The sequence below is a fragment of the Cupriavidus sp. U2 genome (genome assembly GCF_009663685.2).
GTDB classification, from domain to species: Bacteria; Pseudomonadota; Gammaproteobacteria; order Burkholderiales; family Burkholderiaceae; genus Cupriavidus; species Cupriavidus necator_C.
In genome coordinates this window covers 319,290-333,153 of sequence record NZ_RCOG02000012.1, presented here as the reverse complement: position 1 = coordinate 333,153, position 13,864 = coordinate 319,290, and the positions used below count along the sequence as shown (strand labels likewise).

At 64.2% G+C, this 13,864-nt stretch carries 12 protein-coding genes; all 12 read left to right on the top strand.

Translation table 11 applies throughout. The annotated features are described in order from the left end of the window. The first annotated feature begins 5 nt into the window (after positions 1 to 5). Positions 6 to 353, top strand: a complete 348-nt coding sequence (locus tag D9X30_RS11700) for a hypothetical protein (protein ID WP_153946734.1) — start codon at positions 6 to 8, stop codon at positions 351 to 353. Positions 354 to 387: 34 nt separating this feature from the next. Next, the gene (locus tag D9X30_RS11695; protein ID WP_153946733.1) at positions 388 to 1,695 is read left to right on the top strand and encodes a pilus assembly protein TadG-related protein; all 1,308 of its coding nucleotides are present in this window, start codon (positions 388 to 390) and stop codon (positions 1,693 to 1,695) included. A gap of 9 nt (positions 1,696 to 1,704) precedes the next feature. Beyond that, positions 1,705 to 2,226: a TadE/TadG family type IV pilus assembly protein gene (locus D9X30_RS11690; RefSeq protein ID WP_153946732.1), complete on the top strand. Its 522-nt coding sequence runs from the start codon at positions 1,705 to 1,707 to the stop codon at positions 2,224 to 2,226. Beyond that, the gene (locus tag D9X30_RS11685; RefSeq protein ID WP_153946731.1) at positions 2,223 to 2,681 is read left to right on the top strand and encodes a TadE/TadG family type IV pilus assembly protein; all 459 of its coding nucleotides are present in this window, start codon (positions 2,223 to 2,225) and stop codon (positions 2,679 to 2,681) included. The genes D9X30_RS11690 and D9X30_RS11685 overlap by 4 nt, the downstream gene beginning before the upstream one ends. A 50-nt stretch (positions 2,682 to 2,731) precedes the next feature. Beyond that, positions 2,732 to 3,925 (top strand): CpaE/TadZ family protein, encoded by a 1,194-nt coding sequence (locus D9X30_RS11680; RefSeq protein WP_153946730.1) that lies wholly within the window; start codon positions 2,732 to 2,734, stop codon positions 3,923 to 3,925. A 70-nt stretch (positions 3,926 to 3,995) separates the two neighbouring features. Then, on the top strand, positions 3,996 to 5,366 hold the full coding sequence (locus D9X30_RS11675; RefSeq protein ID WP_153946729.1) for a TadA family conjugal transfer-associated ATPase: 1,371 nt from the start codon (positions 3,996 to 3,998) through the stop codon (positions 5,364 to 5,366). A gap of 43 nt (positions 5,367 to 5,409) precedes the next feature. Continuing rightward, the gene (locus D9X30_RS11670) at positions 5,410 to 6,387 is read left to right on the top strand and encodes a type II secretion system F family protein (RefSeq protein WP_153946728.1); all 978 of its coding nucleotides are present in this window, start codon (positions 5,410 to 5,412) and stop codon (positions 6,385 to 6,387) included. Between the two features lie 52 nt (positions 6,388 to 6,439). Beyond that, positions 6,440 to 7,411: a type II secretion system F family protein gene (locus D9X30_RS11665; protein ID WP_153946727.1), complete on the top strand. Its 972-nt coding sequence runs from the start codon at positions 6,440 to 6,442 to the stop codon at positions 7,409 to 7,411. Between the two features lie 221 nt (positions 7,412 to 7,632). Continuing rightward, on the top strand, positions 7,633 to 8,421 hold the full coding sequence (locus tag D9X30_RS11660; protein WP_153946726.1) for a metallophosphoesterase: 789 nt from the start codon (positions 7,633 to 7,635) through the stop codon (positions 8,419 to 8,421). Between the two features lie 216 nt (positions 8,422 to 8,637). Then, entirely contained in the window at positions 8,638 to 11,097 is a 2,460-nt protein-coding gene (locus tag D9X30_RS11655; RefSeq protein ID WP_153946820.1) for a type VI secretion system Vgr family protein, read from the top strand. Positions 11,098 to 11,129: 32 nt separating this feature from the next. Next, entirely contained in the window at positions 11,130 to 12,938 is a 1,809-nt protein-coding gene (locus D9X30_RS11650) for an esterase/lipase family protein (RefSeq protein ID WP_153946725.1), read from the top strand. Then, positions 12,935 to 13,834, top strand: a complete 900-nt coding sequence (locus D9X30_RS11645) for a T6SS immunity protein Tli4 family protein (protein ID WP_153946724.1) — start codon at positions 12,935 to 12,937, stop codon at positions 13,832 to 13,834. The genes D9X30_RS11650 and D9X30_RS11645 overlap by 4 nt, the downstream gene beginning before the upstream one ends. Positions 13,835 to 13,864 lie beyond the last annotated feature (30 nt).

The window sequence follows — 13,864 nt, the reverse complement described above, 5'->3', positions numbered from 1 at the left end:
CGATCATGAACAACACACGCAAGCTTTCGCGCAGCGCCGCCACGCTCGTACTCGGCACCCTGACCTGCCTCGGGCTGTCGGCCTGCATGACCTCTACCCCCGTGTGGGACCATCACCGGGGCGAGGCGCTGGCCGCCATCAAGCAGCAGCAGATCATCAACCCCGAAGCGCCGGCCGGACTGCCCACCGTCGAAGGAACAGACGGCAAGACGGCCGTGGCCGCGATGCGCAATTTCGACCGCTCGCTGATGCGGATGCAGCAGGGCAGCGGCGCACCCAGCGTCTTCGGCATCGATTTCGGTGCGGGCGGCGGCTACGGTGGCGTCGGCATGGGCGGCGGCGGCCAACGCTGAAGCCAACGCAACGCTTTCCGGGGAGGGTGCCATCATGTCCAGAACCAGGCCTCGCGGCAAGCCACTGCCTTGCATTCATGCGCGGCAGCGCGGCGCCGTCGCCATCATCGTCGGCCTCATGATCGCGGTGCTGGTCGGTTTCATCGGCCTGGCACTCGATCTGGGCAAGCTGTACGTGAGCAAGAGCGAACTGCAGAACCGGGCGGACGCGTGCGCGCTGGCCGCCGCGCGCGACCTGACCGGCGCCACCCCGCTTACGGTTTCCGAGGCCGCAGGCTTTACCGCCGGGGCCCGCAATCTGGTGCTGTTCCAGGGCAAGCTGGAACAGCAGCCGGGTATCACGTCCACCGAGGCCGTGACCTATACCGATTCGCTGGCCAACCCCTTCCTGGACAGGAACTCGGTCACGTACCCGCTCAACACCATCAAGTACGTGAAGTGCGAGGTCTCGCGCGCCGGCATCGCCAACTGGTTCGCACAGGCGCTCAATGCCCTGCCCGGCACGAACATCGGTCCGAGCACGGTCGCCGCGTTTGCCGTGGCCACGACCACGTCGGCGCAGACCACCTGCGCGATTCCGGTGTTCGTCTGCAAGGCCGACACGGCCACGCCGCCCGTGCCAGGCGGCTACACCATCGGGCAGTGGCTGACGACCAAGGCGGGCACAGCGGACGTCCAGGATTTGTCATACGGAGGCGGAAACTTCGGCTGGGCGGACCTGAGCGGCGGCACCAGCGCCAAGGACCTGGCCAACCAGCTCAAGGGAGCCGGCCAGTGCAACCTGCCGGCCACGGGCGCCCAGATCGGCACGACCGGCAACAAGGCGTCGATCGCCGACGAATGGAACAGCCGCTTCGGCATCGTCAAGGGCAGTACCGTGGGCGTGACCGACTTCACTGGCTTCGCCTACACGCCCACGTCGTGGAAAGCGCAAAGCAACGCCTACAGCGGCACATCGACCGACACCAAGGGGGTGACGCAGTCCAACTTCCTGGCCAACCGCAAGGCCTACGCGCCCTATCAGGGCGACACGGCCGCCGGGCTGACCACGCAGGGCACCACGGCGAGCGGCCCCACCTACCAGGCTGGCGCCGACCGCCGCCTGGTGCTGGCACCCATCGTCGACTGCTCGCCGCTCGGCACCCCGGGCGCGCACCAGGTGACCGTGAAGGGCTGGGCCTGTCTGCTGATGCTCGACCCGATGCAGAAGGGGGGCGCCAACGACACGGTGCATCTCGAATATCGCGGCGATTCGAGCATGCCGGGCAGCCCCTGCGCCACGCAGGGCATGCCGGGAGCCAGTACCGGCGTCGGTCCGCTCGTTCCCGTGCTGGTGCAATAGGAGTCGATCATGAAACGGCTGACACACTCCCGACCCCACACCCGCAGGCACCAGCGCGGCGTGGCCGCGGTCGAGTTCGGCATCCTGCTCGTGCCGATGGTGCTGATGGCCTGCGGCGTCGCCGAATTCGGACGCGCGGTCTATCAGTACGACACGCTGACCAAGGCCACGCGCTCGGCGGCCCGCTACCTGTCGCAATTCTCGCCCGACGACGTCACGTACCCGACGGCGGCGACCAAGTGCCTGGCCGCCTACGGGAACACCGGCTGCTCCGGCCAGCCGCTGGCGCCGGGGCTGACCACGGCGATGGTCGTCATCTGCGACCGCGTCGATGGCACCGGATGCCCGGGTCAAACCTTCAGCAACGTCGCCACCTACGACAACCCCGCAGGCACCGGCACGCAGGCCGGCACCGTGAACCTGGTGGCCGTCCGGATCAGCGGCTTTGCCTACTCGCCGCTGCAGTCGTTCATCAATCTTTCCGGGCTGAAGTTCGGCGATATCACCACCGTCATGAGGCAAGTGCTATGACACATCGTGCCCACCCCCTCAGGCTTGCCCGGCAGCGCGGCGTTGCCGCGGTGGAGTTCGCGCTGATCGCGGGCGTGTTCTTCACGCTGCTGATCGGCATCATCGAATTCTCCCGGGTGCTCTTCTACTGGAACACCGCCGCGGAGGTCACGCGCCTGGCCGCGCGGTCGGCTGTGGTGTGCGACTCCAACGCCAGCATCATCAAGACAAAGATGGAGAACATGCTGCCGCTGCTGCAGAACTCGAACATCAGCGTGGCCTACTCGCCCACGGGCTGCGACAGCGATCCGGCCACCGCGCGCGCCAGCTGCCAGTCCGTGACCGTCAGCGTGACCAATGTGACGATTGCCACGGTGATCCCGGTGATGCGCCTGCGTATCGGCATGCCGGCGTTCACCACGACCATGACGCGCGAAAGCATGCAGACATCGACCGGCGGGTCGGTGTGCAGCTGACGCGCAGCTCACCCATTCGCTCCATCCGCCCCGAACATCGCGAGGACACCATGCTCAAGATCCTGATCGCATCCGACGACGCCGAACGGCTGGCTGAGATCAACCGGCTCACGGCCAACGCCGGCAACTTCCAGACCATGTCGATGCAGGAAGGTCTGGCCCGCCTGCCGCTGCAGGCGAGCCGGCTGCGCATGGCGGACCTGCTGATCCTGGAGTTGCCCGATATCGCACCCGCCCAGATGTTCGCGGTGGAAACGCTGCGCCAGCAGCATCCCGACCTGCCCTGCATCCTGATCACGCAGTCGCACGATTCCAGCGTGCTGATCCAGGCCATGCGCGCCGGCGTGCGCGACGTGCTTTCCTGGCCGCTGGACAAGAGCCAGCTGGCCGAAGCCCTGAAACGCGTGGAAGCCACGCACGTGCCGCGTTCGCACGACGTGGCGCAGGTGGTGTCGATGATCTCCTGCAAGGGCGGCGCGGGCACCAGCTTCATCGCCGCGAACCTGGGCGATGCGCTGTCGCGCCACTTTGGCAAGCGTGTGCTGGTGGTGGACCTGAACCGGCACTTTGGCGATCTCACCTATATCGTGACCGACAAGGCCCCACCCAGCACGCTGTCGGAAATCTGCAGCCAGATCGACCGCATGGACGCGGCGTTCCTGGAGGCTTGCCTCGTGCATGTCAGCGACGGCCTGGACATGCTCGCGGGTGCGGCAGATCCTGTGCGGGCCAGCCAGATCCAGAAGGAAAAGCTGGAGTGGATCCTGTCGGTCATGCAGCCGAACTATGACTATGTGATCTTCGACGTGGGCCAGAGCATCGATCCGCTGTCGATCAGCATGCTCGACCACAGCGACCGCATCTGCGTGGTGACCGAACCCAGCATCGCATTCGGGCGTCCCAGCCGCCGGCTGCTCGACATCCTGCGCGCCCTGCACTACCCCGACGACAAGATCCGGGTGGTACTGAACCGCACGGGCCGCAAGAACGAAGTGCCGCGCGCCACGATGGAAGAGATCTTCGGCATGAAGGTGGCGTTCACCCTGCCGGACGACCCGGCCACGGTGGACGAGGCCGTCAGCCACGGCGAGCCGGTGGCCAAGCTGAGCAAGCGCAGCAGTATTGCCCGCGCACTGCAGTCGATGGCCATGCAGCTGGCCCCGAACCAGGAAGCCGAGCGCCGCAGCCGGCAGGAAAGCGTGTCGCCGCTGCGCAAGCTGATGCTGCGCGCGCGCAGCACCTGAAGCCGCCTGCCCCAGTCAGACCGATCCGCCCGAACACCCGGAACCGAATCCGCCAAGCCAGGAGTCCATCATGTCGATCCGCGAACAACTCGCCAATGCCGGGACGCCCTTCACGGCGAACGGCCATGCCACGATCCACTTTGGCACCGCCGCCGGCACGAACACTGCCGGATACCACGCGCTCAAGCGCGATGTCCACGAGTCCGTGCTCGACCGGGTGGAACTGGAGCGCCTGGCGCACTTTCCCCAGGAGCAGGTGCGTCAGGAGATTTCCACACTGGTGAACCTCATCATCGAGGAGCAGAAAGTGCTGCTCAACGACAACGAGCGTCGCCAGCTGACCGTGGAGATCTACGACGAAATGTTCGGCTTCGGCCCGCTGGAGCCGCTACTGAATGATCCCACCGTGTCGGACATCCTGGTCAACACCGCGCGGCAGACGTATGTGGAGCGGCGCGGCAAGCTCGAGCTGACGAACGTGGTGTTCTACGACGACGCGCATCTGATGAAGGTGATCGAGAAGATCGTGTCGCGCGTGGGACGTCGGATCGACGAAACCAGCCCCATGGTGGATGCCCGGCTGCCGGACGGCTCGCGCGTCAACGCCATCATCCCGCCCTCCGCCATCGACGGGCCGCTGCTGTCGATTCGCCGGTTCTCGGTGAATCCGCTGCAGGTGTCGGACCTGGTGGCGCTGAAGAGCCTGACGCAACCGATGGCCCAGTTGCTGCAGGCGCTGGCGCATGCGAAGGTGAACGTGCTGGTCTCGGGCGGCACGGGCAGCGGCAAGACCACGCTGCTGAACATCCTGTCCGGCTTCATTCCCGAAGACGAACGCGTGGTGACCATCGAGGACGCCGCCGAACTGCAGCTGCGCCAGCCCCATGTCCTGCGCCTGGAAACCCGGCCACCCAACATCGAGGGCAAGGGCGAGATCACGCAGCGCGCCCTGGTGCGCAACGCGCTGCGGATGCGGCCCGACCGCATCATCCTTGGCGAAATCCGCGGCGGCGAGGCGCTGGACATGCTCAACGCGATGAATACCGGCCACGAAGGTTCGCTGACCACCATCCACGCCAATACGCCGCGCGACGCGCTGACCCGGCTCGAGAACATGGTCAGCATGGCCGGCCTGACCATGCCGGCCAAGGCCATGCGGCAGCAGATCGCCTCGGCGATCACGGTCGTGGTCCAGGCCGCGCGCATGACCGACGGCAGGCGCAAGATCATCAGCATCCAGGAAATCACCGGCATGGAAGGCGACATCATCAACACGCAGGAGATCTTCACCTTCCAGCGCACCGGCGTGGCCGAGGATGGCACGGTCAAGGGGCACTTCAAGGCCACCGGCGTGTATCCGAAGTTTGCCGAGCGGCTGCGTGTATTCGGCGTCGGCCTGCCGGACGAGATCTACGACCCCGCGCGCCGCTTCGAAGTCTGAACCCGCGCACGCGCCAAACGACAACATCCCCGGGGGGTCACACATGAGCACGATCTTTTATGCCTTCGGCATCCTGCTCTTCGTCGCCGTAGTGCTCGGCGTCGAAGCCATCTACCTATGGTGGAACAACGCCCACGGGCCCGCCGCCAGGCGCATCGAGGCGCGCCTGCGGGCGCTGTCGGCCGGCGGCCATGTCAGCGCCGAGCGCCTGTCCATTCTCAAGAAGCGGCTGCTCAGCGATTCGCCGCGCATGCAGCGCTGGCTGATGAACGTGCCGCGTATCGGCGCACTGGACCGCTGGCTCGAACAGTCCGGCAGTTCGTGGTCGGTGGCCCAGTTGCTCGGCTACTGCGGACTGGTGGTGCTATGCGCGGTGGCCCTGATTCCGGTCGCGCCCTTGCCGATGCCCGTCATGCTCGGCGGCGCGGCGTTCGCGTGGACCCTGCCCTTCCTGCACGTCATGCGGCAGCGCGCCAGGCGGCTCAAGCAGCTGGAATTGCAACTGCCCGACGCGGTGGACATGATCAGCCGGGCGTTGCGCGCCGGCCACTCGTTTTCCGGTGCGCTGGGCATGGTTGGACAGGAGATCAAGGCGCCGCTGGGCCCCGAGTTCCGCATCACGTTCGAAGAGATCAACTACGGGGTGGCGCTTGACGAGGCCATGACGAACCTGGCCATTCGCGTGCCGGTGGCCGACCTCCGCTACTTTGTCATCGCCGTGCTGATCCAGCGCGAGAGCGGCGGCAACCTGGCGGAGATCCTCGACACCATCGCAACGATGGTGCGCGAGCGGCTCAAGCTCTTCGACAAGATTCGGGTGTTGTCGGCGGAGGGCCGGCTCTCCGCCTGGATTCTTGGCCTGCTGCCGTTCGGCACGGCCGGCATGATCCTGGTCGTCAACCCCGACTTCATGAAGGTGCTCTGGGAAGACCCGCTTGGATGGCGAATGATTGGCGGCGCCATCACGTCGATGATCTTCGGTGTGGTGTGGATGCGCAAGATCATCCGCATCCGGGTATGAGTCGGATAACAACAGGCAGGCTTGGACGGTCAACCTGAGGGGGAGTTCGATCATGCAAGACATCATGCAGGGCTTTCGGATAGATCAGTGGATCGTGCTGGCACTGATCTTCGTCGCAGCGTTCGGCACCGTATTCGGCGTGCTCTACGCGTTTTCGCCCGACCGGATGCGCGGCCGGATGGAACGGATTGCCAGCGAGACGGGCAGCTTCACCGGCGACGCCGGGCAGCGCCAGGCCCTGATCGATACCATCGTCCGATGGGCCCAGCCTGTCTCGCGGCTGTCGCTGCCCAAGGAGGGCTGGGAACATTCGCAGCTGCGCATCCGCTTCATGAACGCAGGATGGCGCAACGCGAATGCCGCGCCGCTGTACTTCGCGGCCAAGACGCTGCTGGCGGTGGCGCTGCCGATGCTTGGACTGGTGGCAACGGCCAGCACCCCGGCATTCCAGCAGGAGAGCGCGATGTTCGCGATGCTCGCGGTGCTGGCCGCCATCGGCTACTACATTCCGAACATCCTGCTCTCGCGCAAGGTCGCCACGCGCCAGCGGACGGTGTTCGAGGAATTCCCGGACGTCATCGACCTGCTGACCGTCTGCGTGGAAGCCGGCCTGGGGCTCGACGCCGCGCTGATGCGCGTGGCCGACGAACTGGCGCTGCGCTGCCCCGTGCTTGCCGACGAGCTGCAGCTGATGCTGCTGGAACTGCGCTCCGGATTCTCGAAAGAGAAGGCGCTCGGCAATCTGTCGCTGCGCACCGGCGTGGAAGATGTCGACAAGTTCGCATCGATGCTGGTCCAGGCCGACCGCTTCGGCACCAGCCTGGGCGAGTCCCTGCGGGTGCTGTCCGACATGCTGCGGACCAAGCGCCGCATGCGCGCCGAGGAACAGGCCGCGAAGATCGCGCTGAAGCTGCTGTTCCCGCTGATCTTCACGATTTTCCCCACGCTGCTGCTGGTCCTGCTGGGGCCGGCGTTCATCCAGATCTACCGGGTTCTGCTGCCCACCATGGCGGGCACCAACTAACGCCACATCAAGCGGCGCATTGTCATAACGGTTCCCCCGGCTGTCCTCCCCTGGTGCAATGCCAGGCAGACAGTCTTGCCCGGACAAGTCCGGGCTTTTCTGCTTGGTGCACCGCCGGCGCGCCGCCCAGGCAACCGTGCAGCTTGACGGGAGCCCCAAGTCTTCTTAAGAATGCTTGCAGACCAATTCGCGCCCGTATGCAGATACGGGGGGCCAGCCCCATGAAAATCCGCATCCTCAGTGATCTCCACATCGAACACCACATGCCGGAGGATGTCCCCGGCTGCAGCGCCGATCTGACGATCCTGGCCGGCGACATCGCCAACGGCCGCGACGGTATCGACTGGGCCGCCCGTACCTTCGCGGGGCCTGTGCTCTACATCCCCGGCAATCACGAATACTACGAAAGCGCGTTCGATCCCGTGGACCAACAGATGGCCGACGGCGCCGCCGCGTCCGGCAATGTGACGCTGCTCAATGGCGCAGTAGCGGAATTTTCCGACGCCCCGGGCGGTCCGGTGCGGGTGATCGGCACCACGTGGTGGACCGACTATGCGCTGTACGGCGAGAACCGTATCGACGAGGCCATGGCGGCCTGCGCCAAGGTGATGGTCGATCATCGGCTGATCACCACCACTGGCGACGACGGCCTGCCCCGCCCATACACGCCGGCCGACGCCCTGGCACGCCACCGCGCGGCCACGGCGTGGCTGGCCGAAGCTCTGGCGCAGCCGTTCGACGGGAAGACCGTCGTGGTCACCCACCACGGCCCGGATCTTGGTAGCCTCGATGCGCGCTACGCCCACGACATCGTCTCCGCCGGCTTCATTTCACGGCGTCCCGACCTCGTGGCCCAGGCCGATCTCTGGATCCATGGCCACACGCACACCAGCTTCGACTACTGGATCGACGACACGCGCGTGGTCTGCAACCCTCGCGGCTATATCTCGCGCAGAACCGGCGCGCCCGAGAACGCCTTTTTCGACTGGGGCAAGGTCGTGGAAGTCTGAGGCAGCCTCGGATTTCTCTGATCCGAGGAATTGGTCGGTCCGATCGGTACGTCGGCTCTATCGCAGGTCATCGTTCCGCGCACACCATTGTCAATCGCAAAGCGGCGATTGTGACGACGGCTTGCGCCGGATTAGCTGGCTGCTGATTCGTTGACGCACTCGGCCACCAGTCGGTGTAGCGTGCCACCCACAGCAAACAGCATGTGGCGTGAACCGATGATCGACAAGGACGCTCTGGTATCCGGCGGGCAGTCGTTTCTTCAGCATGCAGGTCTGAAGACCTACCGCCTCGAAGTCCCCGCCGCCCCCACCGCCATCGCGCTGTCGGTGGTCTCGTTCAAGGCCGTCGAGGCGCTCGGCAAGCCTTACGAGGTCACCGTCCAGCTGACCCATCCACTGGAACTGGATCGTGCCGACTACCTGAACCGACCGGCCACCTTCGTCATCGACCCCGGCGATGGCAGCGAGCCGCGCCGCTTTGCCGGCTGGATTCCGGCGTTCTCCAAGACCCGCCAGACGCGCGACTTCCACGGCTACGAGATGGTGGTGGAGCCGCTGGTGACGCGCCTGCGGCTGACGCCGCGCAGCCGTGTCTATCAGCACAAGACCGCACCGCAAATCATCGAGGCCATCCTGCGCAGCCACGACCTCGAAGGTCATCAATTCGCTTTCCGGCTACGGCGCGAGTATCCCGAGCACAAGTTCCGCCTGCAGTACCAGATGTCCGATTGGGACTACGTGCGCCTGCTGATGGAGCAGGAAGGCATGTATTGCTACTTTGCGCCCGGGAAATTTGGCGAAATTGTGGTGTTCGGGGACGACATCGATCACTACATCTATCAGCCGGAACTGCGGGTGCCCTATCGGGAGACGGCTGGGCTGGAGTCGGGCACCGAAGCGGTCTTCGCCATTCGTACTAATACGAAAACTGTCGCCAGATCGGTCCTGGCATCGGACTACAACCCCGCGCACGCCTACGAGCGGCTCAAGGCCGACGCCAACATTGCATACAAGGATCGGACGACTTATGGCGAGCCATACGTCCACGGCACCCATCACCTGGATATGGCTGGCGCGAAGTGGGAGGCGCTGCTGCGCCACGAGGCGGCCATCGCCAGCCAGGTCGTCTACCAGGGTGAAAGCAACGTGCTGGCATTGCGCCCGGCGCGCATCCTGCGCATGGATGCGACGCTGCCGGATGCGCCCAACGGCCAGGTCATCACCGAAGTCATCCACACGGGCGCCCGCGATCAGGCTTATCGGAATACCTATCAGGCGATTCCGTCGGACCGGCGCTTCCGTCTGCCGGTCGACGACACGAAATGGCCGCGCATCGCCGGCACGCTGAGCGGTCGCGTCATCTCGCCGGGCCAATACAAATATGCCTACCTGACGCAGGACGGCCATTACACCGTCCGCTTCGACCTCGACTTCGACGAATGGCAGAACGGCCAGGAAAGCGTACCGCTGCGGCTGGCCAAGCCGTTCGCCGGCGCCGTGCAGACCGGCTTCCACTTCCCGCTGCTGGAAGGCACCGAGGTCGCCATCGCCTTCCACGACGGCAACCCGAACCGCCCCTATATCGCCCACGCGCTGCACAACAGCCACAAGCCAGACCTGATCATCGGCCGGGACGGCTGGCAATCGCGCAACGTGATCCGCACGCAGCGCAACAACAAGCTGCGCTTCGAGGACTGGGAGGGGCATGAGGGGATCAAGCTGTCGACCGAGTACGGCGGCAAGTCGCAACTGAACCTCGGGTATCTGGTGGATCGCCAGATGAAGGAGCGCGGGCAGGGGTTCGAGTTGCGGACATCGCACTGGGGCGCGGTGCGGGCGGGCAAGGGGCTGTTTTTGTCGGCGGACGATCAGCCCGCAGGGGCCGGCCCGCAGCTTGACATGGCATCTGCAAAGCGGCTTCTGGAACAGGCGCTACAGCATAGCGAATCGCTGTCCTCGGCAGCCCGAGCCGCCCAGGCGCATGCCGCGGACTGCGAAAGGCAACATGCACTGCTCCGGGATGCCCTCGATCAACTGCAGGCGGCTGGCATCCTCGTCAGCGCGCCTGCCGGCATCGCGCTGGCGTCTGGCTCGGACCTGCAACAGTCGGCTGCGGGAAACCTCATCGCCACGGCAGGTCGCCACGCCGATTTCAGTGCACTCAAACGTTTCACAGTGGCCGCTGGCGATCTTGTGTCGGTCTTCGCGCAGAGGCTCGGCATCAAGTTGATGGCAGCAAGAGGCAAGGTCGAGATTCAGGCCCAGAGCGATGACATGCAACTGCGCGCGGACAAGAACATGGTGATTTCCAGTGCGAACGGCCGGGTCGTCATCGAGGCCAGCCAGGAACTGTTGCTTAAGTGCGGCGGTTCTTACCTGCTGATGAGCGCGACCGGCATCGAAGACGGAACACGCGGAGAGCGCACGATCCGGTCTAACGGCATCGGCAGGCAAGGCCCCGCTTCGCTGGCGCAGACGATGAACACCTGGGACAAAGCCGATTTCGTGGCCCGCCAGGTGGTGCGGAATCCGTCGACAGGTGAGCCGGTATCGGGGTTCAACGTCACCATGACGCGGGATGACGGCACCAGGTTCCACGAGACATCCGATTCGAACGGGAATCTTCCGCCTCAGAAAAGCATCGATATCGAATCGATCAAGAGCAATGTCCAGTAATCCGCAAGTTTGCCACCGTAGTCATCCATTCCATGCCACAGAATCCAAAGCGCGTCATTTCGCCAACGTTCGTCGACGACAATGGGCAAACTTTCAGCGTCTCCACGATGAGCGCCGCGTCCGCCAATGTCGAGCACGTCATCCTGTCCAAACCGTACATCATTCCCGTGTTGTTCCTGCCCGGCATCATGGGAACCAACCTTCGCGACACGCAAAGCAAGAAGGCAGTCTGGCGCCCGCCGAGCACCGATTTCCAGGGCCTGGCCGATGCGCTGCTGCAACTCATCGCCTACGCCTTTACCTCTCCGCAGAGCCGTGCCGCATCGCTGTTGATGGATCGGGTCGAAGTCGATCCGAATGGCACCATCGACGCTGGCCGGAGCGGCTTGCCGATCAATGTGCTGACGCTACGTGGATGGGGAACCATCATGCGTGGCAGCTACCACGCATTCCTGTCCAATCTGCAGTACTACCTGAACAACCTGGCCCGGTACGACTTCGAGCGTTGCAAGGTGGACTTCAAGGAATGGGCCGCCGAGGCGGGAACTGAACCGCCCACCGACTGGGGGAGCGAAAAAGGGGAGGCGCTCACCCGCGGCGAAATCCTGCACGCGGCGCGGTACCAGTTCGACGTGTGGGTGGGCGGCTACAACTGGCTCCAGAGCAACCGGGATTCGGCCGAGCAAATCAAGGCGTATATCGAAAAGGAGATCCTGCCCTACTACAACGAGGGCGGGGCGATTCTGCTTCACGATACACCCGATGGGGAAGGCAGGGACAGTAGAGGCATGGCGCGCAAGAAGCCGTCGCGCATCGTGGCCGAGAAGGTAATTGTGGTCACGCATTCCATGGGCGGCTTTGTCAGCCGGGCACTGACCGAGATCCATGGCTGCGACAAGGTGTTGGGGGTGTCTCACGGCGTTCAGCCGGCCACGGGCGCACCGGCCGCCTACAAACGCATGCGGGCCGGCTTCGAAGGCGTGTCCCAGGTCGTCCTGGGCCGCAACGCCGCCGAGGTGACCGCCGTCACCGCCAATTCGCCAGGGGCGCTCGAACTCCTGCCATCAGCCGACTACAACGGTGGAAAACCATGGCTCTTTGTCCGCGAACCGCGGAACGCTGATGGCTCGAAACCGCCGGCCATCCTCGCCCTTCCCCGAAACGGTGACCCGTACTCGGAGATCTATCAGTCGTCAGCGTGGTATGGGCTGGTGCCTACGCACAATGAATGGATGTTGGGTCTTGGTGCGACGAACGAGGTTATCGAAGAGGATGACATCCAAACGTCTGAAACGGATCGCCAAACCTTTGCAGAGAACATTAGGACCGTCAAAGAGTTTCACGCCGCAATCGGCGGGCGATACAAGCTACCGACTTACACCCATTACGGCGCGCAGGGCGAGCGAGATCCCGCCCTGGATAAAGGCGGATTGTTTGGTAGCGGGCTCATGGCCGCCGACAACAGGTGTGCATGGGGAACGGTGTCGTGGATCGGCCAAGGTGTCGCCAGGCATGACCCGGGCACGATGCAAATAGAGCTCGATGATGGGAACGGCAGAATTCGAACCAGTGATGGAACATGGTTGCATATCGCCGATCCCGAGTCTCCCGGCGACGGTACGGTACCTGTCGAATCCGCTGCGGCACCAGCAGGTCGACCGAGCGTAGTCATGTCGTTTTCGCATGGCCACGGTCGCCCTGGTAAATCGAATCGGAAGTTCGGCTATGACCACCAGGATAGCTATAAGGATGAACGAGCGTTATATGCCAGTCTCTACGCAATCATAAAGATCGCCCAAGACGCCGACTGGTATCCGACGTTTGAACAGGAGTCCGCATGAGCAGCTCGAAGACTATGGCCATCGGCCGTCATTTGGTAGATGTGCCCGACGATGCCGTGATTGTTCCTCAGTGGAGATTCAATAACAGCCCGCTGGCTTTTCGCGACGACATTCGTACAGATGTGGCGTATGACGCCATGATCAACCAGCGTGAGCAGGCCCTGCGTGCCGCTCCGCACGAGCAATACGGCAGTCTGTTCGTTCAACGAGTGGACCATTCGGCCCATCGCGGCGTGACATTGGTTTCCTGGAATCGTCCGGGCGGCACGATCATGTACCAGTTCGACTCATACTTCCGCATTGGGGGCCGGACATTGTCGTATCTGATGAGAGTGTCGAACGACCGTCGCGACTCTCAGCTGAAGCTTTGCGCGGAGATTGCCGATAGGCTGCGGCCGGTGGATGACGCGTCGGTGCCTCAGCGAAAAGGCTTTGTGGCGGGCAGCGTCATTCTGGAAGACACCCGATTCAACCGCGAAAGCTGGTCCCTGACCATCAAGCTCCCAAACAAGCCCGACGCATGGATCCAGGTGTCGGCCTTCGCTCAATATCGCGTAGAGCCCAGCCTGCGCAAGCGGGCCGGCGGCTTGCTGACGAGCTTGCTGGGCTCGATTGCCGGCATGCATCAACTGCGCAACCGTGCGCGACCGGTCGGCCCCATCGAGGCCGACGAGATCCTGATCGCGGGGACGGAGAAGGGAAAGCGACTCTACGCCTTCAAATGGGAAGCCTCCGGCAAAGCGCATTCGCTCGCGGAGCCACAGCTGAATGCCGAGCTCGACGTCATCGAAAGCGTCTACAAGACCAACAACGAATCATTCGCCAGCGACGAAGAAGCCCTGGAGCTATGGGACAGGCTGATCGATTCCATCCGCCTGCGGCCGGGAGCCGTCTGATCATGGATACAGCCCAACCCATGACACCCA